Raw genomic sequence first — 24,956 nt, 5'->3', positions numbered from 1 at the left:
ATACTTGAAATGACCGTCAACTGACGAAAAACTGCCGCTCCGCATTGAACAGCCCGCGGATGGTCAGGTATTCACTGTCTATCTTGCCAACCAGCTCTGCCAGACCGGAGCGTTTTTGCTGACGAGCCAGATCCTCAAGCTCTCGGCACAGGTCCGAAAGGCGCAAGGCGCCCATATTGCTACTGCTGCCCTTGAAGCTGTGCGCGTTGAGGCTCAGCTCCTGTAAATCCAGGTCGCGGGTTTCAACCGCCAAGCGCAATTGCTCAACCCGCTGCTCGGAATCCTTCAGGAACACATCCAGCAAAGTCGGATATTCATCCTCCATGACTTCCTGCAATGCGTTCAACACGCTGTAATCCAGATGAATCGACACTTGCTCGCTCCTTGATCAAGATTTGAGGGGCTGTAGGGGTTCAGGCACGAACCGTTTTGCCGGTCCGCGATGAAACACAAGCAGCCACCAGCGCGGATTATGCCACTCCCGCCCATAAAAATTCCACGCAGGCGGTCCTGCCATCCGTGGACCATCGAGCCTCATGGCTCAATTCACACACCAACTGTAGCCCGCGACCGTAAAGATCGCCGCCTGCAGGCGTTTGCATTTTGGCCTGCTGCGCATTGAATCCATTACCGCTGTCCTCGACACTCAAGGTCAGACGCCCGCCCTGCCCTACCGGTTCGATCTGCAGGCTCATGCGGATGAAACCAGCTTCCAGGGCACTCAGACGTTCGGCCCGCTGCTGGTAATAGCGCGCAAAGCCTGGCGCATCATGCTTGAGTGTCGAGTCCAACCCTAGCACACCATGCTCCAGCGCATTGCTGTACAGCTCGCCCAGCACTATATGCAACGCCGCGCCCTGATTGCGCAAACCGTGTACTTCCAGCAACAGTTGCAGAATATAAGGCAGCGGATTGAAGCGTTTAAGGGTAGACGCACGAAATTCGAAACTGGCCGACCAGTCCAGCGGGCTGGAAGCGCCACTGTCCGAATAGGTCACGACCTGCGGGCTTCCGGGCGGCTCTTCCACCGCGCTGATTTCCAGCAGACTGACGTCGTCACGCGCCTTGCCGCCAAAATCGTTGAGCGCCTGGAGGATTTCCTGAATCAGCAACTGCGGCTCGCGATTGGCTGACAGGACATGACGCAATCGCTGTGCGCCGAACAGTTCGTCTTTACTGTCGCAGGTGTCGAGCACACCGTCGGACAACAGAAAAATCCGGTCTCCCGGCGCCAGCGGGTACACCTCGGTGCGGGTATCGAAGGCATCGACACTCAACACGCCCAGTGGCAGATGGCGCGAGGCCAGCGGCACATGTTCGCCCCCCGTGCCACGCAGCAGATAGCCGTCCGGCAGGCCGCCGCTCCAGACTTCGACCTGGCGCTGCTGGAGGTTGACGCACAGTAGCGTCGCGCAACAGAACATGTCGATCGGCAGAATGCGTTTGAGCTTGGCATTCATTTCCCGAACGATTTCCACCAGACCGTAACCTTTGGCGGTCATGCCATAAAACACTTCAGCCAGCGGCATTGCCCCCACGGCGGCCGGCAAACCATGGCCGGTAAAGTCCCCGAGCAGCACCTGCATGTGCCCGGCCGGGGTATAAGCCGCCAGCATCAGGTCACCGTTGAACAGCGCATAGGGGGATTGCAGGTAACGGATATTGCTCGCCCCGAGGCAGCCGGCATGCGCGACCTGGTCAAACACCGCCTTGGCAACGCGCTGCTCGTTGAGCAGATAGTCATGGTGCCTGGAAATCTGGTCGCGCTGCTCGCGGACGGTTTCGTGCAGCACACGCAGCCGGTTCATCGCGTTGATCTTGGCAGCCAGCACCAGCGGGTTGTAAGGCTTGGACATGAAGTCGTCGCCACCGGCATCCAGGCAACGCGCCAGCGCTTCGCCTTCGGTGAGCGAGGTCAGAAAAATGATCGGCACCAGCGACTCGCCGGTCATTGCCTTGATGCGCCGCGCCGCCTCGAAACCGTCCATGCCCGGCATCATGGCGTCCATCAGGATCAACTGCGGTCGTTCAGAGGTGAAGATCGCCACGGCTTCGACGCCATTCCCAGCGCTCAGCACCCGGTGACCCTGACGGGCAACAATGGTCGACAACAGCAGACGGTCGCTGGCGCTGTCATCAGCGATCAGGATGCACAGCTTCTTCGCAGGCGACTGCAAAACGTCAGCTCAGTTGAAACAGCTGCGAGAAATTGGAGATCGTGAGGATCGTACGAACATCGGACGTGCAGTTGATCAAACGTACCTTTGATTTATCACCGCCAGCATGATCGCGCAGCAGCAACAACATGCCCAATGCAGAGCTGTCCAGATAATGGGTACCGCGCAGGTCGACGACGTAATCCAGATCCTGCGGATACTCCTCATAGGCCGCGCGAAAGCCCTGGTGAGCATCAAAATCAAAGCGTCCCTCGACGAAAAGGGTCAGTTGTCGACCATCTGCCGACAGTTCGGAAGTGATTATCATGGAAGCTCCGAGGTGGTTCATCACCGAGACAGTGTGAGCGTAGACCAGACCGAGAGATCGCCGGGATCTCATTCAGTCAAAAGTCAGAATGGGTTATGCCGTGGCAGACGCTGCGATAACTCATCCAGCAGCTTCTGCTCTCGTTTGTCCTCAAGCTTGCGTGCTTCGTCCATGTAGCGCTGCACCAGTTTGCGCAGGCCTTCGACCCTTGCGTAGCAGTCCTGCCAGGCGATGCGGGCCCTATCAAGATTGGCCGTGTGCCATTCGAGGCTTTTGTATTGCTGGGCAACCGCGACGTCGAGCTGGCTGAGAAAGCGCTGATAGCCCAGCAGCCATTGCCCGGACACCCCGGCGCTGCCGCGCTGCAACCATTGCTGTTGATAATCCTGGCGAAACTGGTCGAGTTCCTGAAGTTTGTTGTTGGCCAGGTTGACCTGCCCCTGAAAATGCCCGAGCCGCTGAGCCGCCGTTCGCTCGGCCGCTTCAGCCATTTCGACCACTGGCGCCAGACGCGCCGCTCGACTCTGGGCCATGGCCTATCAGCCGCCAGGTGCCGGGGCGAATATCGATGCCAGCGCTTCGCTACTGCCCTGCATGCTTTCGTTCTCGCGCAGGGCCTGACGCTGGTAGCGCACCAGTACCGGGTGCAGCGCGATCGCCATGTCGGTTTCGCGGTCGCCACCAGCCACGTAGGCACCAACGCTGATCAGGTCGCGGGTCTGCTGATAACGCGACCACAACTGCTTGAAATGTTGCGCCCGGGCCATGTGCTCGGGGCTGACCACGGCGGGCATGACCCGACTGATGGACGCTTCGATATCGATGGCCGGGTAATGCCCCTCTTCGGCCAGACGCCGGGACAGCACGATATGGCCGTCAAGCACGCCCCGTGCGGAGTCGGCAATCGGATCCTGCTGGTCATCGCCTTCCGAGAGCACCGTGTAAAACGCGGTGATCGAACCACCGCCCTTTTCCGCATTACCAGCGCGCTCGACCAGCTTTGGCAGGCGTGCGAACACTGACGGCGGATAGCCCTTGGTGGCGGGCGGTTCACCGATGGCCAGTGCGATTTCCCGCTGGGCCTGGGCGAAACGGGTCAGCGAATCCATCAGTAACAGGACATTCTTGCCCTTGTCGCGAAAATACTCGGCGATGCGTGTGCAATACATCGCCGCGCGCAAACGCATCAGCGGCGCGTCATCGGCTGGCGAGGCGACCACCACCGAACGTTTGAGGCCCTCTTCACCGAGAATATGCTCGATGAATTCTTTAACCTCACGGCCCCGCTCACCGATCAGCCCCACGACGATGATGTCCGCCTCGGTAAAGCGCGTCATCATGCCGAGCAGCACACTCTTGCCCACGCCCGTACCGGCGAACAGCCCGAGACGCTGGCCGCGGCCGACCGTCAATAAACCGTTGATGCAGCGAATGCCGACATCCAGTGGCTGGCTGATCGGGTCACGCTTGAGCGGGTTGATGGTCGGGCCGTCCATAGGCACCCAGTCTTCGGCCTTTATCGGTGAACGACCGTCCAGCGGCCGACCGGCACCGTCCAGAACGCGCCCCAGCATGCTCATGCCCATCGGCAGGCGGCCGGTATCGGCCAGCGGCACGACCCGCGCGCCAGGCGCAATACCGGCAACGCTGCCAACCGGCATCAGAAACACCTTGCCGCCGGAAAAACCCATCACTTCGGCTTCGACTTCCACCGGGTGATGACTGTCATCGTTGATAACCATGCAGCGACTGCCCATTGCCGCGCGCATGCCTTCGGCTTCGAGCGTCAGGCCGACCATGCGCAGCAGGCGCCCTTCCACAACTGGCTGGGCAGGCAGGCTTATCGACTCGGCGTAGGTGCCGAGACGTTTGCCGAAGCTGGTGCGATCAAGGCGCATCGAGGGTGTCCGCTTCGGATTCTGCCGCACTGGAAGCGCTGGCTGGCGAGGTTTCCAGATCGACACTCAGGTCCGCCGCCGCAGGATGAGTGACCTGCTCGTGCAACTGATCATGCATCTTGGAAATCGCCAGCGCGATGCGTGTTTCGACGCTGGCGTCGATACGACTGTGCTCGGTTTCAATCCGGCAACCGCCCGGCAACAGGTCTTCGTCTTCGACGATTTTCCACGCCTCCTCGTGACGTTCACGCATGGCCTTGACCAGCAGGAAGTCCTGAGGATTGATGAAGATTCGCAGATTCTGCGCGCCCATCGGCAACAGCTTCAGCGCATCGCGCAGCACGCTGGCGATCTGCCCGGAATCGGTGACCAGCTCGCGCTGAATCACCTTGCGTGCAATGTGCTCGACCAGATGGATAACGGCCTTTTCGATCTGAGTGTCCTGCTCGGCAATGGGCTCCAGCAGGTGCCCCATCAGTTGCTCAAGGCTGGCGATCTTCGCGGCAAGCGCGACTTCAGCCTCTTGTCGAACCTTGAGCTGGGTGCTGTGAAAGCCTTCTTTTTCACCCGTGGCGAAGCCTTCGTTCCAGGCCTCCTGACGAATGCTTTCCAGTTCTTCCAGGGTCAGTGGCTGAACTTCGTCCAGCGGCACCTCTTCCATCTCGGCCGGTTCATCGACAGGTTCCGGCTCGGGTTCAGGCTCGGGCTCCACATGCGGATCAAAGCTGGGCAACGCCCAGATATCGAGCGTCCCGGCGTCCTTGGCGCGAATCAGATCGCTGGCCAATTCTTTATTGGAAGTGGACATGAGTCAGCTGAATCCTTAGATCATTTCCTCGCCACCCTTGCCACCGAGTACGATCTCGCCGGCCTCGGCCATACGACGCGCGATGGTGAGGATTTCTTTCTGGGCGGTTTCCACATCGCTGACACGCACCGGACCCTTGGCTTCGAGGTCGTCGCGCAGCAGTTCGGCGGCACGCTTGGACATGTTCTTGAAGATTTTTTCCTTGATCGCCTCGTCCGAGCCTTTGAGCGCCAGCACCAGCACGTCCGAAGACACTTCGCGCAACAGCGCCTGGATACCGCGGTCGTCCACGTCGGAGAGGTTGTTGAAGACGAACATGAGGTCTTCGATCTGCACCGAAAGGTCTTCGTCGACCTCGCGGATCGAATCCATGAGCGCGCCTTCGATGGAGCTGTCGAGGAAGTTCATGATGTCGGCCGCACGCTTGATGCCACCCAAGGTGGTACGCGACGTGTTGGCGTTGCCAGAGAACTGCTTCTCGAGAATCTGGTTAAGCTCTTTGAGTGCCGCCGGTTGCACGGTGTTGAGCGACGAGACACGCAGGATGATGTCCAGGCGCACCTTGTGATCGAAATGCCCGAGCACTTCACCGGCTTGGTCGGCGTCCAGATACGCCACCACAATCGCCTGAATCTGCGGGTGTTCGAAACGGATAACGTCGGCAACCGCACGTGGCTCCATCCATTTGAGGCTGTCCAGACCGCTGGTATTGCCGCCCAGCAGAATCCGGTCGATCAGGCCGTTGGCCTTGTCTTCACCCAGTGCCTGAGTCAGCATTTTGCGGATATAACCATCCGAGCCGACGCCGAGGCTGGTCTGATCGCCGACGATGTCGACAAACTCGCTCATGACCTCTTCGACCTGCTCGCGATGCACGTTGCGCATCTGAGCCATGGCCACGCCCACCTTCTGGACTTCCTTGGGGCCCATGTGCCGGAGCACCTGAGCCGCATCGGTTTCGCCCAGCGAAAGTAACAGTCCAGCCGCTTTTTCAACTTTCGAGAGTTTGGCTACCATGGCTCGTTCATTCATCAGTGTTGATCCACTCTTTCACAACCTGAGCCACACGGCCAGGGTCCTCGGCTACCAGGCTTTTGATCGCGTTCAGCTGTGCGTCATAACCTTCGGTCGGGCTTGGCAGCAAGATGCTCTGCGGACCGCCCAGGCTTACGCGATCGTTGGACAACTCGCCGTCCAGACCGCCCATGCCACCGAGTTCGGCGTCGCCACCCCCGAACGCGGCCAGTTGTTGCTTGCTCTTGCCATTGGTGATGTTGTTCAGCACCGGACGCAGCACACCAAACACCAGGATCAGAATGAAGATCACCCCGACCGCCTGTTTCACGATGTCCCAGAACCACGGTTGCGAGTAAAAGGACGCTTCAGGCAACACTTCGGCACGTTCGCTGGAGAACGGCACGTTGATCACACTGACACTGTCACCCCGGCTGGCATCGAAGCCGACCGCGTCCTGCACCAGGCGGGTAAAGCGGGCCAGGTCCGTAGCACTCCACGGCGCACGGCTGACTTCGCCGTTGGCGGCATTGGTCTTGACCATGTCATCGACTACCACGGCAACCGACAGACGCGTCAAACGACCCTGCTGTTGCTTGGTGTGACTGATCGAGCGATCCAGTTCAAAGTTCTTGGTCGACTGCACACGTTTGTCAGCCGGGAATGGCGCCAATGCTGGCTGACCGGTAGCCGGGTCCATGATCTGCTGACCGTTGGCATCGAGCAGCGGCTGGCCTGGAGCGATGGGTCCGGCAGCACCGGCAGCGCCACCACCAGCAGTCTGCGGAGCGGTCGCCGGACCTGGTGGCTGATTGCTCAGCGCACCCGGAACGCCACCCGAGCTTGAACTGCTGGAGCGTTGTTCATTGACCGATTGCTCGCTGCGCAAGGCTGGTTGATCAGGGTTGAAGCTTTCAGCTGTCGACTCGACGGCACTGAAATCAACCACTGCCGAGACTTCCGCCTTGTAGCGGTCATTGCCCAGGATCGGTTGCAAAATGTTCTGCACACGCTGGGTCAGCATGCCTTCCATGCGACGGCTGTAATCAAACTGCTTGCCCGCCATTGTCAGCTCGGAGTTTTCCGCCTGATCAGACAGCAGCGTGCCCTTCTGGTCCACGACGGTAATCTGCGACTTGCTCAATTCGGGAACGCTGGTGGCCACCAGGTTGATAATGGCCAGCACCTGGCTCGGCTCCAGCGAGCGACCGGCGTACAGCTCGACCAGTACCGAAGCGCTTGGCTTGCGATCATCACGGACAAACACCGAGCTCTTCGGAATCGCCAGGTGTACACGAGCACCCTTGACGTTATTGAGGGCCGAGATGGTCCGTGCCAGTTCGCCTTCCAGCCCGCGACGATAGCGCGTGGCTTCCATGAACTGGCTGGTTCCCAGGCCCTGATCCTTGTCGAGGATCTCGAAACCGATGTTGGCGTCGTTCTGTACCACGCCCGCCTGAGCCAGCTGAATACGCGCACGCTGCACGTCATCAGACTTGACCAGCAGGGCACCGGAGTTGGGTTCGACGGTGTAATTGATGTTCGCCGCAGTCAGGGTGTCCATGATCTGCTTGCTGTCCATACCGGCCAGACTGCCATAGAGCGGACGATAGTCCGGCTGCTGGGACCAGAGCACCACGGCAAAGCCGATGGCCACGCTCGCGGCCAGACCGACCATAAGGCCGACCTGACGCAGCATGGTCATTTCGGAAAGATTTTCCAGAAAAGACAAACCGAATAACGGTTTCTTATCGGAAGCGCCCGCTCTTGCAGGAACGGGATCGGCTGTTGCTTCGGCCATGACTCAGTACGTCCCTTAAACCGGCATCTGCATGATGTCTTGATACGCTTGAACCAGTTTGTTACGAACCTGGGTCAACGCCTGAAAAGACACACTGGCTTTCTGCGACGAAATCATGACGTCAGTCAGATCAATACCACTCTTGCCAACTTCGAATGCACTGGCCAACTGACTGGATGCCTGCTGGGTCTGCGCGACCTTGTTGACGGCCTGACCAAGCATGTCGGCAAAGCTGCTGGCTCCGGCTTCCTGCGGGCCGGACACGGGCTTGGGGGCAGACATTGCATCCATCTGCATGGCCCGCATATCCAACATCAAGCGATTAAATTCAACACCTTGGCTCATGGACGTTTCTCTCGTAAGGCCCGCAAATTTTTGACACTGATTCAGCGGATACAGAAGACATAGCAACAACGGTGCCAGCTAGGTGGCGGCCAGTTGCCACACCCCTGCGAACGCCATGCTGTTCGTCATGAAACCGCTCTGCAACAAGCTGTTGCCCCGGCCCACGTATATGCAGGAGCTGTATCGATAACGCAGAAATTAAGTACCCGGACGATCATTACCCGCTTGATGACCGGGTCAGGTGGCGAACAGATAGCCTTCTACATCCATGCCTGCATCACGCATCTGGGCCAGCTTGTAGCGCAATGTACGCGGGCTGATACCCAATCGTTCGGCGGCCTCCTTGCGACGCCCGCGCTCGGCACGCAAGGTGTCGATGATCATCTGAAACTCCCTGCGCTTGAGGTCATCACCCAGTGCGCCGGCTGACTCCGCGCCAGCACTGCCCCCCGGATTGTCCACTGCCGACATGACAGACAGCGCGGGTGCAGCCGCTATTGTCACGGTCGGTGCCAGATTGGCGACCGCCCCGGCGAGGCAGAAATCCTGCGCCTGAATAACGCCACCCTGCTGCAGGATCAAAGCCCGCTGCACGGCGTTGTCCAGCTCGCGCACATTGCCAGGCCAGGCGTAGCTGATCAGACATTCCTGCGCCTCGGCAGACAAGCGCACCGGCGCGTGCTTCATTTTATTGACATGCTTGGCCAGCAGCCGCTCGGCCAACGGCAGAATATCGGCAGTCCTTTGACGCAATGCCTGCCATGCCAGCGGAAACACCGACAGGCGATAAAACAGATCTTCACGAAAGCGCCCCGCCGCCACTTCACCCGCCAGATCGCGGTTGGTGGTGGCGACCACGCGTATATCCAGAATGATCGGCTTGCGCGCGCCGACGCGCTCAACCTCGCGCTCCTGCAATACGCGCAGCAGCTTGGCCTGAAGCCCCATGGGCATTTCGGATATTTCATCGAGCAGGATCGTGCCGCCTTCAGCCTGTTCGAACTTGCCCGCCTGCGCCGCAATGGCACCGGTGAAGGAGCCCTTCTCATGACCGAACAGGGTTGCCTCAAGCATGTTGTCCGGAATCGCCGCGCAATTGATCGCGATGAACGGTTTGTCGGCGCGAGGCGAATTCTGGTGAATAAATCGCGCCAGTACCTCTTTGCCGGTCCCGGACTCGCCGGAAATCAGCACCGTGGAATCACTCTTGGCCACGCGGCTGGCAAGGTTGAGCAGCTGGATGCTGGCAGGTTCGACCGCAATCGGCCCTTCACTGTCGGCAGGCCCGAGGCGACCCAGCGCATGCCGTGCAACCAGCGTGATCAGCGCCTTGGGCTCGAACGGTTTGACCAGATAGTCGGCCGCCCCCTGACGCATCGCATCCACCGCACGCTCGACCGCACCGTGCGCCGTCATCAGTAACACCGGCAGTTGCGGGTGCCGGCTGCGCAGCAGGCTCAACAATTGATGACCATCCATGCCCGGCATGTTGACGTCACTGATCACCAGGCTGAACGGCTGCGCGTCGGCAGCGACCAGCGCCTCCTCGGCAGAGCCGACGGCCTGGTAGCCGTACCCTGCCAGCTCAAGCGTTTCGCCCAGTGCTTCGCGCAGTGAACGGTCGTCCTCGACCAGCAGCACCTTGATCGACATCATTCGTTACCCGCAGGACTGGCTGCAGGAATCAACGGCAGACTGACAATCGCGCACGTGCCGCGACCGACATGAGACCGATAATGCACGCCGCCCTGATGCGCTCGCGACACCGCAGTGACCACCGCCAGGCCCAGCCCGGTGCCGGTAGTCTTGGTGGTGAAGAACGGCTCACCGATACGCGCCAGTGCAGCCTTGTCCATACCGCTACCGTTATCGCTGAACGCTATGCGCAGCGTGTTGCCACGGCTGTAGGCATGCACTTTCAACAGGGTCCGGCCAGCACTGGCCTGGACCGCATTTTCAATCAGGTTAAGCAGCGCGCCGACCAGCGTGTCGCGATTGCACAGCAACTCGCCGTCGATGCTGTCGCACTGCCAACGCACGGCAACGCCTTGTAAATGAGTGGCGGCTGCGTTTTGCAAGGCCTGGAACACCGCGCCAGGTGTCAGGCGGTCGGTCAATGGCAGTTCGCCGCGGGCAAACACCAGCATGTCGCGTACCTGATGCTCAAGCTCGTGCAAACGGTCTTTGAGCCGCCCGGCAAAGCGCTGCTGGGTTTCCACCGGCAGCTCCTGCTCGGCCAGATGGCTGGCATAGATCATTGCCGCTGACAGCGGCGTGCGAATCTGATGCGCCAGAGAAGCGACCATTCGGCCCAGCGACGACAAGCGCTCGTGACGCGCCAGTTGCTCTTGCAAACGACGGGTTTCAGTCAGGTCATTGAGCAGGACCAGTTGCCCCGGCTCGGCATCCAGCGAACGTGTGGCAATGGAAAGCCTGCGGCCGTCCTTCAGGGACACTTCGTGACCGTCGTCTTCACGGGGTGCGAAACAACGGCTGATCACGTGGCGCCAGAGCATGCCCAGCAGCGGCTGCCCGAGCAGGTCGATGGCCGCCGGGTTGGCCTCACGGACCACGCCCATGCCGTCGATGACAATCACGCCACCCGGCAGCAGGTCGAGCAGATTCTGCAAGCGATTGGCCAGACGCTCTTTTTCCGCCAACTCTTGCAGGCGCTGGGCGCCGGCATGGGCCAACTCGCCCTTCAGTTCGGTGACACGCGCCTCCAGCACTCCGTAGGAGTCAGTGAGTTGCGCCGACATCTGGTTGAATAGCGAGAACGCTTGCTCAAGCCCCTGACGACTTTCCAGCTCCGGGGAATAAGGAGCTTGAATAAAGGGGGCGGAAGTCAGTTGGGCGGCCTGGGACATAGTTCTGCTCTCTTGTGGCGGACCGTCAGTAAACGGTGTGTTAAGAGAGACTTAGCAATCCTCGTGCCGAAAAAAAACCCCTGAAAATTCAGAGGCTTGGTTTTAGGCACTTAAAACTGGCGTCAATCCTCCGCCTGTTCGTCACCTTCACGACGGCTCATGCCGTACTTGCGCATCTTCTCCACCAGCGTGGTGCGACGAATGCGCAAGCGCTCGGCGGCACGGGCAACAATGCCATTGGCATCATCCAGCGCCTGCTGAATCAGACCCTGCTCAAGCCCGCCGAGGTAGTCCTTGAGGTCCAGCCCTTCAGGCGGCAGCAAGGCACCGGAAGCGAAGTTCGGCGTGTGGTTATTGATGGCCACGCGCTCTTCGATATCGCTGCGCAGGCTGTCGACCATCTGCTCGTCTTCATCATCGACGTAGCGAAACTTCTTCGGCAACTCCGCCACACCGATCACGCCATACGGATGCATAATCGCCATGCGCTCGACCAGGTTGGCCAGCTCACGAACGTTACCCGGCCAGGCATGACGACACAGCGACATGATCGCTGCCGAATTGAATCGGATCGAGCCGCGCTTTTCGTGCTCCATGCGCGAGATAAGCTCGTTCATCAACAGCGGAATGTCTTCGACACGCTCGCGTAACGGGGCCATTTCGATCGGGAACACATTCAGACGGTAATAAAGGTCTTCACGGAAGCTGCCGATCTCGATCATGTTTTCGAGATTCTTGTGTGTCGCGGCAATGATGCGCACGTCGATGCTCTGGGTCTTGTTGCTGCCAACACGCTCGAACGAACGCTCCTGCAGCACGCGCAACAATTTGACCTGCATCGGCAACGGCATGTCGCCGATTTCATCGAGAAACAGCGTACCGCCGTTGGCGAGCTCGAAACGCCCGGCACGGCTGGTGATCGCACCAGTGAATGCGCCTTTTTCATGGCCGAACAGTTCGCTCTCAAGCAGCTCGGCCGGAATCGCACCGCAGTTCACCGGTACGAAAGGAGCATCGCGACGTTTGGAGTGATAGTGCAGGTTGCGGGCAACCACTTCCTTGCCAGTGCCTGATTCGCCAAGAATCAGCACGCTGGCGTCAGTGTCGGCAACCTGCTGCATCATTTGTCGTACATGCTGAATGGCGCGGCTAGTGCCGACCAGACTGCGGAAAAGATTCGGTTCGCGGTGACGACCGCGCTCACGGGCCTGATCGTACATTTCACGATAGACCTGGGCACGGTGCAGGGAGTCGAGCAGCTTGCTGTAGCTAGGCGGCATTTCCAGCACGGAAAGCACACGGCGGCGCGAGTCCTCCGGCAATTCCACGGCAGAATTTTCGCTCATCATCAGTACGGGAAGGAACTCATCCCATGCGGCGATGGTCTTAAGCAGCCCTTGCAGTGTGCCCGGTGCGCTGACGCTGCCTAGCAGTACGCACAGCACCTCCCGCGTAGAGGCCAAAGAGCCGACCGCCTGCTGCCAGTCCTGGCTTGAGCAGGACAGGTTTTCTTCGCCAAGGAAATTAAGGATGACCGCCAGATCCCGGCGGCGCTGGCTATCGTCATCGATTAGCAGAATCTTGATTTCACGCCACATGCAATAGCAACTTCCCTAGTCAACTCAATGCCCACAAATTGGGACAACTTGGCAATCTCAGCAGATATAGACCTTGAGACGCCAGAAAATGGCAAACATCACTAGTTAAGTCAAAAAAACGAACACAGTCAAATTTATGGCGAAAATCTCGTCCGACAATAAAATGACAATTAAACGTTAACCGAACAGATGGTATACCTTCGTCGCATTTTTGGCATTCTGGATTTGCGTCATTTCATCGACAACGGCTTGACGCTCGCCGGTTGCAACATCAATTAATTGTCTGTAAACGCCAAGCAACTCTTCGAGGTTGCTGCGTAATGCCGGTTCGTCGGCAGGTGGCTCGCCCACAGCCGCGTCGACACACTCACGACAGGCCAGATCAAGCTTGCCGATCGCCTCCCAGTCGCGCTCGGCCAGTGCACCTACCAAGGCTTCACGAGTTTCTTCGATACGCTTGAGCGCAGCACTCATTTTTATTCTCCTCGAAAGCAGCAGATTATTGCAGGGTGCCGATCGCGTCCCAGCCTTCCTTGACAGTGATCAGCAGGCCTGAGACCTCATCAAGAATCTTCTGATCGTTACGGGCACTGGCCTCGGCCAGGCGCGCCATCATGTAGTGATAGAGGCTGTCCTGCCTGACCAGGCTTTCGCTGGGCGTGCCCTCAAGGTTCAGCCCTTCGCGCAACCCGCCGACAATGCCGATGGCCTTGCTGATAAACACACCCTTGTTGGCGAAGTCGTTGCGCGCCATTGCGCCTTTGGCCTGAGCGATGCGGTCGAGGCCACCCTCCATCAGCATCTGCACCAGACGATGAGGGCTGGCTTCCGAAGCCTGAGCCTGGGCGCCGATTTTTTGATACTGCCGCAACGCTAACATCGGATTCATAATGACCTCGAGACGCACTCAGAATGTTTGATACTCAGGCTATCGACGTACAGCGCCTAAACTTTAGCCCAAAAGCAAGAACCCGACGCAGGGTCGGGTTCTTGGCACTTCGGTAAAAAAGCTTACGAAGCGTTTTTCTGAGCGTTCATCGCCTCGAAGATCGACGTGATGCTACTGCTCGACGCTCTGAGCTGGCCAACCAGCAGATCCATCTTGTTGTACTTCGCCTTCAACACGTCAGTCAACGAGGTGATACGCAGGTCCAGCGCTTCCTGATCCTTGGCCAGCCTTGCGTTCACCTTGTTCAGACTGGTCGTCTTGGTGGCCAGAATGCCGTCGGCCTTGGTGTAAGGTTCGAGCGCTTTACTCATGCGTGCGACCAAACCGCCATCCACAAGCGTACCGTCAGCTTTTTTGGCACCAGTGCCGTTAAACAACGCCTGGATCTGCCCGCCGAGTTTTTTGTCAACAAGTGCCGAGGTTAACTGGACTGTATCCAGTGAGAGCTTGCCGTCGGCTTGCTGCGTCTTGATCCCCAACTGTGAGAGAGAGCCGAGACCGGAATTCGATGTGGCGGTAGCAATCTGGTCACGCACCGCTGCCAGCAAGCCACGCGGAGTAGCGTCGCCGGTCAGGGACGCAGGGGTAAATTTACCGTCGGTACCGACAGAGCCCTTGGTCAAAGTACTGACCAGCGTGACCAAGGTATTGTAAGAGTCGACGAAAGACTGCAGCGAAGTCTTCAAGCCTTCGGTATTTGTGGCGACCGTGATAGTGGTCGTTGACGCAGCAGTTACACTGGGCGCGATCAGATCAAATGAAAGACCGGAAATGGCGGTACTCACAGTGTTCGTCTTACTGGTCAGACTCAGACCATCAATAGAGAACACTGCATCCTTGGCCACATCGATAATCGCTCCCGCACCAGGAATCGGGTTACCACTTGCGTCGGTCGCCGTGCTGGTGTCCTTCATCAGCTTGGTACCGTCAATGTTCAACGCTTCCTGACCAGCTGCGCCCTTGACAGAGATATCACTGCCAGCGCCCGTGGTGGTCGAACTGAACACCAGCCTTGAACCGTTGTTGTCATTGATGATGTTGGCAGTAATACCCTTGCCCTGCAGCGACGAGTTGATCTGGTCGCGCACCTCTTGCAGGGTGGAAGTCTGACCAATCACGACCTTCTGGGTAGTGCCATTCTGAGTGATTTCCAGAGTACCACTCGGAATGGCACTGGCTTGCGTCGAATTAAGCGCAGCTGTGGAGACCTTCGAAGCAGAAGCCAGATTAGTGACGTTAATGGCATAGGTGCCATTGACGGCCGTGTTACTCGCCGTGGCCTTGACCATCGTTTCGTTGGATGACGTCGCGGCGAAGCCCTGAAACGCAGGCGTGCTGCTACTGAGCGTATCCAGAGTCTTCTGGAACGCAGCCAAGGCGGACGTCAGCTGACTGACACCTGACAGCGACGCTTTGGTGGCAGATGTCTGCTGGTCAATCTGGGTCTGTTTCGGCGCTCTTTCAGCCGCCACCAGCCCTTCGACAATTGCAGTGATTTGCAGACCTGAACCCAGGCCCGTGGTAGGTACAATCGGACTTGCCATGGTGCCTCTCCCTTCAAAAATGTCGCGGGCCGCACTGCCTTTTCAAAAGGCTCGTAACCCGACAACAAATACCGTACCGGCGATCAGGCCTTGGCGCGGAACAACAAACTGTTCGCGTCACTCAGGCTATCGGCCAGTTTCAGGATTTCTGCATTGGGAATCTGTCTGACTACTTCACCGGAGTCGCTTGCAATCACCTTGACGATGACTTTGCCAGAGTCTTCGTCGATAGAAAACTCAAGATTACGATTCACCGTATGAAAGAATTTCTGGATATCCTCGGCGGCCGCCTTGACCTTGGCGTCGTCCGGAAAACCTTCTTTATCCTTAGGCAGATCAGAACCTTTACTTTCCGCCGTGGCAGCAACACGCTCTACGGGCCGGGCATCGGCAGGCTTATCGACCGACGGGTCGGCCACAGCGGCCTGACCTGCCGGTTGAACGGCCGGATAAGACAAGGTCAACTTCACACTCATATCCATGACCATCACCTCTGAAAGTAAAAAGCGAGAGAGCACTGTTAAGCACTCCCCCGCTAAAACTCAAGCCGATATTACTGAAGCAGTTTCAGTACAGCGGATGGCAGCTGGTTAGCCTGCGCCAGAACAGAGGTGGAAGCCTGTTGCAGAGTCTGTTGCTTGGTCAACTGTGCAGTTTCAGCAGCGAAGTCGGTATCTTCGATACGGCTCAGTGCCTGACTGGCGTTGGCGTTGATGTTCTGCAGGTTGGAGATGGTGCTGGTCAAACGGTTTTGTACAGCACCCAGATCGGAACGGGTGTTGTTGATCGTCGACAGAGCCGAGTCGATCGCAGCGATGGCGGCGGAGAAGTTGGTCTCTGCAGCGGCACTGTCGGAACCGACGATGGTGATTGCCGAACCTACACCCATAGTGTTTGCGTCAAAGCTGGCGCTCAGAGTGACAGAAATCTGGTTCGCAGCGCCAGAGTCTGCACCCACCTGGAAAGTCATGGTGCTGGCCGAACCGTCGAGCAGCTTCTTGCCGTTAAGGTTAGTACTATCAGCGATACGGGTTATTTCCAGGCTCATCTGCGCGAATTCTTTGTTCAGCGCATCACGACCTTCCGGACTGTTACTGTCGTTTCGCGACTGAACAGCCAGTTCACGCATACGCTGCAGAATGCTGACCGACTCTTGCAGTGCACCTTCAGTGGTCTGCACGATCGAGATACCGTCGTTGGCGTTTTTCATCGCCACTGTCTGGCCGCGGATCTGCGAGGTGATCTTGGTTTGCGTTACGCTGCCACCAGCATCATCCGAGGCGGTGTTGATTTTCTTACCGGTGGACAGACGTTCCATCGATTTCGACAGTGCGTCAGAAGCTCGGCCCAGGTTCTTCTGGACGTTCAACGATGTTACGTTGGTGTTTACTGTTAAAGCCATGATGAATTCCTCGGTGGTTTGGTACTACGTGGCTTCCGGCCCCTGCAAGCTGCCGGGTGTGCCTAGAGAACCTTCGTAATAGTTATCGTCGCAATGGCAGGTTGCTTGAGTGTTTTTTTTAAATATTTTGCCATCACACGGCCACCCCTTATAGAACAAGGGATTGGGGCATAATCACGCGACTGGAAAGAGAGAAATTCATCAACAACAGGAAGTGGGGTCAAGCGAGGGTGTCGCATAGCGAAGTGCAAAGTGTGACGTGGATCACTGTTTAATTTAAAAGCGCCTGGAGAATAAATCCACAGGCGCTCTTAGTCAGGCTGTATTAACTCAGCCTTTATAGATAATGGCAGACCCCCAGGACAGCCCCACACCAAAACCGCTCAAGGCAACCCGCTTCCACGAAGAGCCCAGTACGTGTTTTTCAATCAGCAACGGAATGCTGGACGACACGGTATTGCCGGTCTCGACCATGTCCTTGAGAAACTTCTCGGGTTTGTCTTCGAAGCGGCGCGCAACGGCGTCGACGATGGCGGCACTGCCCTGGTGAATACAGAAGGCATCAATATCGTCAGGCGTCAGGTCTGACTCGGCCAACAGCTCATGCAGATGCGCAGGGACTTTCAGCAGTGCAAAATTGAATACCTGACGGCCGTTCATGAAAAACACGCCGTTGCTGACCTTGAGGTGCGGTGCGCCGGAACCGTCGGTGCCGAACTTCGCCTTGCCCAATTGCCAGTCGGCGTCCTCGCCCATCCATGTGGCAGTAGCTGCGTCACCGAACAGCATGGTGGTGTTGCGGTCTTCCGGGTCGACAATTTTCGAATACGGATCGGCGGTGATCAGCAGCCCATTCTTAAGGCCTGCTGCCTCCATGAAGCCCTTGATCGCATAGATACCGTATACATAGCCGGAGCAGCCCAGCGAAATATCAAACGCAGCAACGTTGGTAGACAGGCCAAGCTTGTCCTGGACGATGGCAGCGGTATGCGGCAAGCCTTCCTCGTCACCGTTCTGGGTGACGACGATCAGCACATCAATACTTTCGCGCTTGAGCTGCGGGTTGTTGGCAAACAGCGTATTGGCCGCTTCAACACACAGATCCGAGGTTTCCTGGCCAGCGTCTTTGCGCGGCAGGAACGTGGAGCCAATTTTCCCAAGGATGAATTCTTCATCCTTGCCGAACCTGGCGCCTTGAGCGTAGTTATCAACGCCTGCAACAGGCACGTAACTCGCTATGCTTTTAATGCCAATCATCATGGCTTCCCGATGAGTAAACAGGTCATTTTCCGTCCTGACAAAAATCAGGGCGCTACCGAATAGAGGTGATTTACAGACATTTTCAGGGCGCTTGGCACGTTAAAGCAAGTCAGGCGCATGTCGCTCTCTGTAACACAATACAGTGAAGATGCACGTTATGACCCGCAGGTCACTCCCGTTTGCATGCTTTGCGATAATTTGCGGCGTGGAAAAGCGCACTGGAGCCAGCCATTCAGCCCGCTGCGCAGAGATTTTAAAAGCAGCGAACCGGCCGCGATGCGACCGGTTTTACGGATGCTGGCGACTCAAACAGCCAGGGTGAAACCCCGACCATTGAGATCGAGATTAGCGTTGTAGGCTTCATCCTGCGCGAATTGCGCAGACCATTTGTCCATCAGCGCGGTACGCGCCTGCTCGGAAACCTTTACCACACCGGAATGCACCACCTGAACATGCGGGGTCCACACGGTCAGGTAACCAGCCTGTGCAGCCTTGAGACACAGGTCCACGTCACCCAGCGCTTCGGCGAAGGCCTCCTCGTCCAGCCCGCCGATTGCGTCATACAGCTCCTTGGCAATCATCAGGCACGCCGATGACACGGCAGAGTAATTCTGCTCGACCACCAGGCGCTGCATATAACCGGTAGAGGTCTTCGGCTCGCCGACAAAGCCAGAGCCCACGCCGCCATTGAGGCCCAGAATCAGCCCGGCCTGAGTCACCGCGCCTTCACCATCAACAAGCTTGACGCCGACCACGCCCACTTCCGGACGTTGCGCCTGGTTGAGCAGGGATTCGATCCAGCCGACATTGACGATCTGGCTTTGCGCATCCACCAAGACAAGGTATTCGCCAGTGGCTTCCTGACTGATCAGATTACACAAAGCCCCCGAACTCATGCGCTGCTCGGCGCGGAACACACGCACGCGACCCGAAACCTGTTCCTGTCTGTCGAGCCAGGTCGACAGTTCGGCTGACGTACTGGCGTTGTCGCCGATCAGTACTTCGTAACGCTGATAGCGGGTGCGTTGCAGGATACTTTGCAGGCAGCGTTGCAGCTCCGGCAGGTTGTCCTGACTGTGCAGCAGAATCGAGACCTGCGGCCGATGGGTGTGGCGGTAATCGATCTTGTAAGTGCCGGGCTGTACCGAAGTGACTTCAGCCTGATAACCCCGCTTGCCAAGATGGCGCTTGAGCGCTCTCTGTTCGTCGGGATTGTCTTCCAGCGCAGGCGCATCACACATCAGCAGCGGCTCGCTCAAGTGGGCCAGGCCGCTCATGCCGCCCAGCTCGATCAAGCGCAGCAACAGATCGAATTCGAGCGCCTTGGGTAATTCACGCGAATAGCCGCCCGCCTCCACCAGCACATCGCGGCGGATCAGCCAATGGCGCGCCATCAGAGCGGGCAGACTTTGCAACAGGTCCAAGTTGAAACCAGGGCGGAACACTGGGGCCAGAGTGCCGTTGGATTGACGCTGAATCTCGTCGACCGCCACCGCACGGCACTCAGCCGCGTCAACCAGCTCGGCACTGGCCAGCAACAGGCCGCTGCGGGTGAACTCTTCACCGGCCTGGGCCAGCATCAGCCAGTCGCTGGGGGACTGCTTGATGATCTGGTTGATCTTGTCGACGTAATTGCTTTCAGTGACCTTCACGAAATGCAGGGTGTTGTGCAGTGTGGTGACTGCCGGTAACTCTCCCGTCGTGAAAACCACCACTTTGAACGCCTTATAATAGCTGTTGATCAGGCTGTCGAACGTTGCCTGGAGCTTCATCATGTCTGCGTCCAGGTCCAGCAGCAAAATACCGATCTGCGAGCCGGTCGGTGCACTGGCGAGCTTTTCGGTGATCTGCTTGACGGCGTCGGGGGTCGGATTACGCGCATCGAGCCAGTTGAGCAGTCGGCCAGAGGCCATGCCGTCGAGCAGCCGGCCGTTGTCGAAACCGGATGCGGCCTGCAGACGCTGGCCCCAGGCAGAAACAAGCGCAAGCTGCTCTTCGCTGTGTTTGTCGTCTTTGCTAGCGAGCAATTCCGTGGCGAGGCTCTGCACCACACCCAGATTGAACGCGTAGGTTTCGTAGGCCTGCCACAGACGGCTGAGTCTGGTTTCAGCATCCGGATTGCTTTGCTCACGCAGCAACTCGGCTTGCTTGAGCAGAGCCGCTTCAAGCGCCTCCATCTGCAAGCGGCCTGCCGGCATGACATGAATCAGGAGTTCGATGCGGGCCAGTTCGTCGAACAGCGGCTGGTTGTAAAACGGCAATTCGACGAACTGCCGAGGCTCGAACAACGCGTCCGACTGCTCAAGGGCAACGTTCCAGACCGCACTGATGAGTTTTTCATCAGCCTGAAACCCCTCAGTCTTGAGACGTTCCGCCATGGCGGCGAGCCCGGCCAAGATGTTCTGTACGCCCTGCGTACCGGCGAAGCCCGATTCGTCGCCCAACACCGAAACCAGTCGTTTGGCAAATGCCTCTCGGGTCGCCTTGGCTTTGGGATCGACATGCCTGACCGCAGCGACGATGCCCGCGCCATGGCGCATCTCTGCTTCCTTGCCCGGCGTGAAATGCAGGGCATACGGAATCGGCAGAATGCGCAGGCGAGCAGCCGCCGCCAGATAACTCATGTAACCGATTTCCTGCCAATGCAACTCGGTGCCTTCGGTAACCGAAGCGAACCACTGCTGCGCCAGTTCAGTCCGCGTCACTGCGCTGAGCAACGACAGGCCTTGGCTCATGAAACTCGACACCCGCTCGCCAGCGTCATCGGACGCGTAGTCTTCGCAGGTTTTACGATCGCGACGGAAATAATCCACTTTATCGACATGGGCCTGATAGCTAAGGCTGTAGCCTTGGCAGGCACCGTAAGTCTGATTGGCTTCAAGAAAGCTCAAGGCGGCATTCAATGCGCTTGCCAGCAGGAAGCTGTCGACCGGCGCCGGAATCACAAACGGTGTGGTGACATGCTTGAGGCCCTCGGCAATCCTGGCACTGAGGCTGGCATCGGTCAGCGCTGCGTGTTGCACGTAAAACAGGCCTGAGGTGCCCGCGATGCCGGCATCCGGCTGAGCGGATGCGTCGACCACTACCACGCTGCAGGGGAAGTCGCTGTAATACTTCAAGGCGCGGCGCAGGAAATCCGGCTGGTCCTTGGCCACCAACAGCAGAGTCAGACGCTGATTCAAAGCGGTGTGTTCATTTCCGGAATGGTTTTGCATGATCTTTCCTTATAACGAATCGAGTGCGCCTTCAACCCGCAGCGGGCGTTGAAGCAAGAGCGTAACGTGGCGCCAGCGAGCAATCTGCTGGCGCATGTTTAAACGATCGGATCAGTCCGGCAGCCAGCCGTTGGCCCAATATTGCAGGTTTTCACCGCGCAGCATGAAGTCGCGCAACACCGTCTCGCGCAGTTCATCGCCCATACGGTAACTGGCATCAGGATCGGAGAGGTGCATGCGAATCGCCTGCAACCACTCGTCCGGACTGTTAGTGTTCACGCGGGTGGCCGGCAGATGGCCACGGTAAGCCTCAGTGTCGGAACAAATGACCGGGTAGCCGCACGCGCCGTATTCCAGCAGCCTGAGATTACTCTTGCAGTCGTTGAAGATGTGAAATTCCAGCGGCGCCAGTGCCAGATCGAGATTCAGGCTGGCCAGCTTGGCCGGGTAGGTCTTGAGGCTGACCGCAGTATGAAATTCGTGAATGAAGGGCTTGAGAATATCCGGGCACATGCCGAAAAACACCCACTCCACCTCATCGGCCAGCTCACGCACCACATCGACAATCAGCTCCAGGTCGCCCCGATGGCTGGTGCCCCCACCCCAGCCGATACGCGGCTTGCCGGAGCTGCGGCGCTGACTCCTAAGGTTGCTCCACAGATGGGTCGCCAACATGTTCGGCACCACTCGGATATCGCTGTGCATGCTCGACAGCACCTCGGCCAGCGGATGTGTCGACACCACCACACGGTCACATAGGCCTATCCCCTTGCGCAGCATGGCGCCGATATTGTCAGGCATGTTGCGCTTGTGCTCGTTGCGCTCGGGTACATCGGCAATGTAATCGTCAAGCTCGAAAATACGCATGGCATTCGAATAGTTCTTTGCCAGCTCGATATCCGGAACCTTGGCTTCGGTATAGCGGCCCTGAAAGACGATCACGTCGGGAGACTGGCGCTCTATCTCAACCGGCGATGCGGTCTCATAGGTCATATGACCAACTACCCGCCCGGCGGCCATCAGCTCCAGCAGTGGCTGGCTGACCCGGTAATGCCCAACTGCCGAAGAGTTGACCGCCATGCCGAGAATGGAAGGCAGATGACGACTGCAGAACGGATCCCAGCCCACCAGCAGACCAGGGTTAAGAGCGAACGACAGCGTTTCGTTGAGATGCAGGTTGGGGTTGTACGCCGGATCACTGGCCATTTTCGGCAGCCATTTCTGGAAGAATGATTTCTGCTCGTTATCAAGCGCCTGACGAGATGCCTCGCTGCGTTCAGCGGCAGCAGGCTCTGACAGTACCAGTGCAGAATCGGGTGTCCCGACGATCAGGTAACCCTCGCGCCCGACACGCAGGCAAAGGTCCAGATCCTGCAGGCCCTGAGTAAAGGTCGCGGCCTCCATCTCGCCCACAGCGTCGAATACTTCTTTGCGCACTATCAGGCAATTGCCGCTGACCGCACTCCAGTTTTGCGTCAGTTGCAGACGCTGCATATAGCCGCGCGCGCCCGCATGAAAGTTGATGAAGGGCCGCCCGGCCAGACCATCCATGCCCATCACCATGCCTGCGTACAGAATAGTGCCTTGAGGGCTGAGAATACGTGGTCCGACGATGCCGACTTCCGGGCGCTGAGCATGACTGACCAGCCCCTGCAGCCAGTCGGCCTGATGAATAATGGCATGCGGGCTGAGCATCAGTAGGTAGTCGCCCCTTGCTTGCCGCGCAGCATGGTTCTGGGCCGAAGCTTGGCTGCCGGCGTCAGACAACGAGAAAATGCGCAGCTTGTCGCTGCCCAGCTGGCCCATTGCCGCGAACCATGCCTGGGCCTCTGCGCCCTCGCTGGCGTTGTCGACGATCAAGACCTCGTAATTCGGGTAGGTCGTGTTGCTGAGCAGGCTGTCGACGCAACGCTCCAGAGCGCCCAACTGATCCCTGGCGGTGATGATGATCGACACCAGAGGCTGCGACGGGTGAACGTACTCGATGCGGTTCAGCAGCGGCAGTTGATCGTGATGAATCACATGCTCCCTGCCGATACGTGTCAGGTGGGCCGCTACCACCGACTCGTTGTGTTCAATGACGCAAGGCAGTGACAACCACTCGGCAAACGCCAGGCGGGATTCGACCTGCACTTCGGCGATGTGCTCGATGGTCTGCGGCCCGGCACCCTCGACCAGACGCCAGATGACATCGTGCGGAGCCAGTTCGTCATGGGCCGGATCGAAACCGCCCATGTCCAGCAGATTGCGACGTTCGAAGGCCAGCGTGCGCCCGACATAGGGATAGGCGCGCAGAAGATCCAGATTGAAACCGGGTTTGAAAATCGGCTCTCTGGATTCGTCATCGACCAGCGCCCCTTCGTCGCTGTAGATACACAACAGCCCGGAATGCTGGGCGATACGTTCAGCCAGTACCAGCAGCGCGGGCTGCGTCAGCCGGTCGCCAGCACGCAGCAGATAAACCCAGTCGGCGCTGTCCAGCAGCGGCAAGACTTCGTTTAACTGCTGCGACCAGTCCGGCTGCAGGGAAAAGCGCAGCACTTGCGGGTCATCGACGCTGGCGTTGGTGAGCACCACCACCGAGTCGGCGGCGTAATCCTGTTCGGCAATGCTGCGCAACGTGATATCGAGGCCTTCGGCGTCACCGTCAGGATCGATGATCACCGGTACGATACGCGGCTGCCAGGCCCAACTGCCGATGCGCCGCTCCAGCAGCTTCTTTTGCGGAACGGAAAACCGCCGGCAGGACAGCCACTCGGCGTACAGCTCGGCATAGCTTTCACTGCTGCTGCCGACTCGGCTCATCATGATGCCTTGACGACCGGCCATCACCCCGTAAAGACCGACTTCGTCCCACTCGCGCGGTTCTTCCATCGCCCTGCGCAATGGCAGGAAACGCACCCAGCCCTGAGCAGGTGCGTCCTCGCCACTGCGTGCCTTGAGCATTTCGTTCAACCAGCCCCATTCGGTGGTGGCTTTTTGAAGCATGTCTGGCTGACTGCTGAGGCGCCCCGGGTACAGACGCTCAATGCTCTCGACATTGTTCAGTACAACCAGGTTCCCACGTCGCAGCAGGCAGATGAACAAGGTGAAATCCAGCAATGCGACAAAGCCCTGCCCTGGCACAGCGAGGGACGGCAGGTATTCCAGCACGTCGGCACGGCGCATCAGCGCGCCGCTGAACCCCCCCAGATAATTGCGCGGCGTGCGCTCGAAAATCGCCAGCATATCCTCGCCTTTGAACACCGCGTCGTATGGCACCAGCCCGACGTTTTCCATGCGCGCCGGCAGTACATAGTCATCGATGTCCACCAGATGGCGTTTGCTGACAACCAGTTGAACATCCTTGTACGTATCAAGGGTCTGCGCCTGATGCGCAACGCAATAGGTGTAAAGACGGTCGTCATCGCAGAGAAACTTGATGTACTCGCCGCTCGCCTCTTCCAGACACTTGAGCAGATTCCCTTGAAAACCCAGGCGCCGAGGGTTGTCCACATAACGCGCACAATCACTGTCCGAAGGGATCAGCTCGTCAAAAATCGTTTTGATCTCATCGGTACGGCAATCGTCACAGACGACGATTTCGAGATTGTCGTAAACCTGGTCCAGCGCACTTTGCAACGCGGCGCGGAAAAAGCGAGGGTTGAGAGCGGGAATGACGATACTGACAAGAGGGGCTGAATTCACTATTACAGACTCGCGAGCGGCAGGGAGCCAGCCAGTCGATTGGCTCCCCTCACCGCTGAAAAAAGACGGTGGATGCTCACGTCA

The 24,956-nt window shown here is 58.3% G+C and carries 20 protein-coding genes; all 20 read right to left on the bottom strand.

From position 1 onward, the window contains the following. Window positions 1-16: 16 nt before the first annotated feature. Window positions 17-373, bottom strand: a complete 357-nt coding sequence (locus N018_RS08135; protein WP_024643893.1) for an Hpt domain-containing protein — start codon at window positions 371-373, stop codon at window positions 17-19. 97 nt (window positions 374-470) lie between these two features. Further along, window positions 471-2,177 carry a fused response regulator/phosphatase gene (locus N018_RS08130; RefSeq protein WP_025389304.1) on the bottom strand — a complete coding sequence of 569 codons (1,707 nt, stop codon included), beginning with the start codon at window positions 2,175-2,177 and terminating at the stop codon, window positions 471-473. 4 nt (window positions 2,178-2,181) lie between these two features. Then, window positions 2,182-2,484 (bottom strand): STAS domain-containing protein, encoded by a 303-nt coding sequence (locus N018_RS08125; protein ID WP_024643891.1) that lies wholly within the window; start codon window positions 2,482-2,484, stop codon window positions 2,182-2,184. A gap of 83 nt (window positions 2,485-2,567) precedes the next feature. After that, window positions 2,568-3,017: a flagellar export protein FliJ gene (fliJ, locus tag N018_RS08120; protein WP_024643890.1), complete on the bottom strand. Its 450-nt coding sequence runs from the start codon at window positions 3,015-3,017 to the stop codon at window positions 2,568-2,570. Between the two features lie 6 nt (window positions 3,018-3,023). Next, on the bottom strand, window positions 3,024-4,382 hold the full coding sequence (gene fliI / locus N018_RS08115; protein ID WP_024643889.1) for a flagellar protein export ATPase FliI: 1,359 nt from the start codon (window positions 4,380-4,382) through the stop codon (window positions 3,024-3,026). Further along, a complete protein-coding gene (gene fliH / locus N018_RS08110; RefSeq protein WP_024643888.1) occupies window positions 4,372-5,190 on the bottom strand; it encodes a flagellar assembly protein FliH in 819 nt (272 codons plus the stop codon). Before fliH ends, fliI begins: the two co-directional genes overlap by 11 nt. A 15-nt stretch (window positions 5,191-5,205) precedes the next feature. Beyond that, window positions 5,206-6,222, bottom strand: coding sequence for a flagellar motor switch protein FliG (gene fliG / locus N018_RS08105; RefSeq protein ID WP_025389303.1), 1,017 nt, complete (start codon window positions 6,220-6,222; stop codon window positions 5,206-5,208). Further along, complete coding sequence (gene fliF / locus N018_RS08100; RefSeq protein WP_024643887.1) at window positions 6,215-8,005, bottom strand: flagellar basal-body MS-ring/collar protein FliF; 1,791 nt, start codon at window positions 8,003-8,005, stop codon at window positions 6,215-6,217. The genes fliG and fliF overlap by 8 nt, the downstream gene beginning before the upstream one ends. A gap of 15 nt (window positions 8,006-8,020) precedes the next feature. Beyond that, a complete protein-coding gene (gene fliE, locus N018_RS08095; protein WP_007252088.1) occupies window positions 8,021-8,350 on the bottom strand; it encodes a flagellar hook-basal body complex protein FliE in 330 nt (109 codons plus the stop codon). A 237-nt stretch (window positions 8,351-8,587) separates the two neighbouring features. Then, window positions 8,588-10,003 carry a sigma-54-dependent transcriptional regulator gene (locus N018_RS08090; RefSeq protein WP_025389302.1) on the bottom strand — a complete coding sequence of 472 codons (1,416 nt, stop codon included), beginning with the start codon at window positions 10,001-10,003 and terminating at the stop codon, window positions 8,588-8,590. Further along, the gene (locus N018_RS08085) at window positions 10,003-11,217 is read right to left on the bottom strand and encodes a sensor histidine kinase (RefSeq protein WP_025389301.1); all 1,215 of its coding nucleotides are present in this window, start codon (window positions 11,215-11,217) and stop codon (window positions 10,003-10,005) included. The genes N018_RS08090 and N018_RS08085 overlap by 1 nt, the downstream gene beginning before the upstream one ends. Before the next feature lie 122 nt (window positions 11,218-11,339). Further along, window positions 11,340-12,815 (bottom strand): transcriptional regulator FleQ, encoded by a 1,476-nt coding sequence (gene fleQ / locus N018_RS08080; protein WP_024643884.1) that lies wholly within the window; start codon window positions 12,813-12,815, stop codon window positions 11,340-11,342. 177 nt (window positions 12,816-12,992) lie between these two features. Continuing rightward, complete coding sequence (locus tag N018_RS08075) at window positions 12,993-13,289, bottom strand: flagellar assembly protein FliT (protein ID WP_024643883.1); 297 nt, start codon at window positions 13,287-13,289, stop codon at window positions 12,993-12,995. A gap of 25 nt (window positions 13,290-13,314) precedes the next feature. Next, window positions 13,315-13,704 carry a flagellar export chaperone FliS gene (gene fliS, locus N018_RS08070; RefSeq protein ID WP_024643882.1) on the bottom strand — a complete coding sequence of 130 codons (390 nt, stop codon included), beginning with the start codon at window positions 13,702-13,704 and terminating at the stop codon, window positions 13,315-13,317. 122 nt (window positions 13,705-13,826) lie between these two features. Beyond that, window positions 13,827-15,308 (bottom strand): flagellar filament capping protein FliD, encoded by a 1,482-nt coding sequence (gene fliD / locus N018_RS08065; protein ID WP_024643881.1) that lies wholly within the window; start codon window positions 15,306-15,308, stop codon window positions 13,827-13,829. An 83-nt stretch (window positions 15,309-15,391) separates the two neighbouring features. Beyond that, window positions 15,392-15,790, bottom strand: coding sequence for a flagellar protein FlaG (locus N018_RS08060; RefSeq protein ID WP_024643880.1), 399 nt, complete (start codon window positions 15,788-15,790; stop codon window positions 15,392-15,394). 71 nt (window positions 15,791-15,861) lie between these two features. Next, a complete protein-coding gene (locus N018_RS08055; RefSeq protein WP_024643879.1) occupies window positions 15,862-16,710 on the bottom strand; it encodes a flagellin domain-containing protein in 849 nt (282 codons plus the stop codon). A gap of 330 nt (window positions 16,711-17,040) precedes the next feature. Beyond that, window positions 17,041-17,967 (bottom strand): ketoacyl-ACP synthase III, encoded by a 927-nt coding sequence (locus tag N018_RS08050; RefSeq protein ID WP_024643878.1) that lies wholly within the window; start codon window positions 17,965-17,967, stop codon window positions 17,041-17,043. Between the two features lie 308 nt (window positions 17,968-18,275). Beyond that, window positions 18,276-21,185: a TIGR00180 family glycosyltransferase gene (locus tag N018_RS08045; RefSeq protein WP_025389300.1), complete on the bottom strand. Its 2,910-nt coding sequence runs from the start codon at window positions 21,183-21,185 to the stop codon at window positions 18,276-18,278. A 111-nt stretch (window positions 21,186-21,296) separates the two neighbouring features. Next, window positions 21,297-24,872, bottom strand: a complete 3,576-nt coding sequence (locus N018_RS08040; protein WP_025389299.1) for a glycosyltransferase — start codon at window positions 24,870-24,872, stop codon at window positions 21,297-21,299. Between the last annotated feature and the right edge of the window lie 84 nt (window positions 24,873-24,956).

The sequence above is a fragment of the Pseudomonas syringae CC1557 genome, from assembly GCF_000452705.1.
Taxonomy (GTDB): domain Bacteria; phylum Pseudomonadota; class Gammaproteobacteria; order Pseudomonadales; family Pseudomonadaceae; genus Aquipseudomonas; species Aquipseudomonas syringae_F.
Note: the sequence above shows the minus strand (reverse complement) of the source record. Positions and strands in the feature narration are given on the sequence as shown.

Bases quoted from the DNA above. Each gene is read 5' to 3' on its own strand.
- N018_RS08050 (WP_024643878.1), bottom strand. From the start codon at position 17,967: ATGATTGGCATTAAAAGCATAGCGAGTTACGTGCCTGTTGCAGGCGTT.
- fleQ (WP_024643884.1), bottom strand. From the start codon at position 12,815: ATGTGGCGTGAAATCAAGATTCTGCTAATCGATGACGATAGCCAGCGC.
- fliJ (WP_024643890.1), bottom strand. From the start codon at position 3,017: ATGGCCCAGAGTCGAGCGGCGCGTCTGGCGCCAGTGGTCGAAATGGCT.
- fliD (WP_024643881.1), bottom strand. From the start codon at position 15,308: ATGGCAAGTCCGATTGTACCTACCACGGGCCTGGGTTCAGGTCTGCAA.
- N018_RS08045 (WP_025389300.1), bottom strand. From the start codon at position 21,185: ATGCAAAACCATTCCGGAAATGAACACACCGCTTTGAATCAGCGTCTG.
- N018_RS08125 (WP_024643891.1), bottom strand. From the start codon at position 2,484: ATGATAATCACTTCCGAACTGTCGGCAGATGGTCGACAACTGACCCTT.
- N018_RS08085 (WP_025389301.1), bottom strand. From the start codon at position 11,217: ATGTCCCAGGCCGCCCAACTGACTTCCGCCCCCTTTATTCAAGCTCCT.
- fliH (WP_024643888.1), bottom strand. From the start codon at position 5,190: ATGTCCACTTCCAATAAAGAATTGGCCAGCGATCTGATTCGCGCCAAG.
- N018_RS08060 (WP_024643880.1), bottom strand. From the start codon at position 15,790: ATGGATATGAGTGTGAAGTTGACCTTGTCTTATCCGGCCGTTCAACCG.
- fliE (WP_007252088.1), bottom strand. From the start codon at position 8,350: ATGAGCCAAGGTGTTGAATTTAATCGCTTGATGTTGGATATGCGGGCC.
- N018_RS08090 (WP_025389302.1), bottom strand. From the start codon at position 10,003: ATGTCGATCAAGGTGCTGCTGGTCGAGGACGACCGTTCACTGCGCGAA.
- N018_RS08055 (WP_024643879.1), bottom strand. From the start codon at position 16,710: ATGGCTTTAACAGTAAACACCAACGTAACATCGTTGAACGTCCAGAAG.
- fliG (WP_025389303.1), bottom strand. From the start codon at position 6,222: ATGAATGAACGAGCCATGGTAGCCAAACTCTCGAAAGTTGAAAAAGCG.
- fliS (WP_024643882.1), bottom strand. From the start codon at position 13,704: ATGAATCCGATGTTAGCGTTGCGGCAGTATCAAAAAATCGGCGCCCAG.
- N018_RS08075 (WP_024643883.1), bottom strand. From the start codon at position 13,289: ATGAGTGCTGCGCTCAAGCGTATCGAAGAAACTCGTGAAGCCTTGGTA.
- fliI (WP_024643889.1), bottom strand. From the start codon at position 4,382: ATGCGCCTTGATCGCACCAGCTTCGGCAAACGTCTCGGCACCTACGCC.
- fliF (WP_024643887.1), bottom strand. From the start codon at position 8,005: ATGGCCGAAGCAACAGCCGATCCCGTTCCTGCAAGAGCGGGCGCTTCC.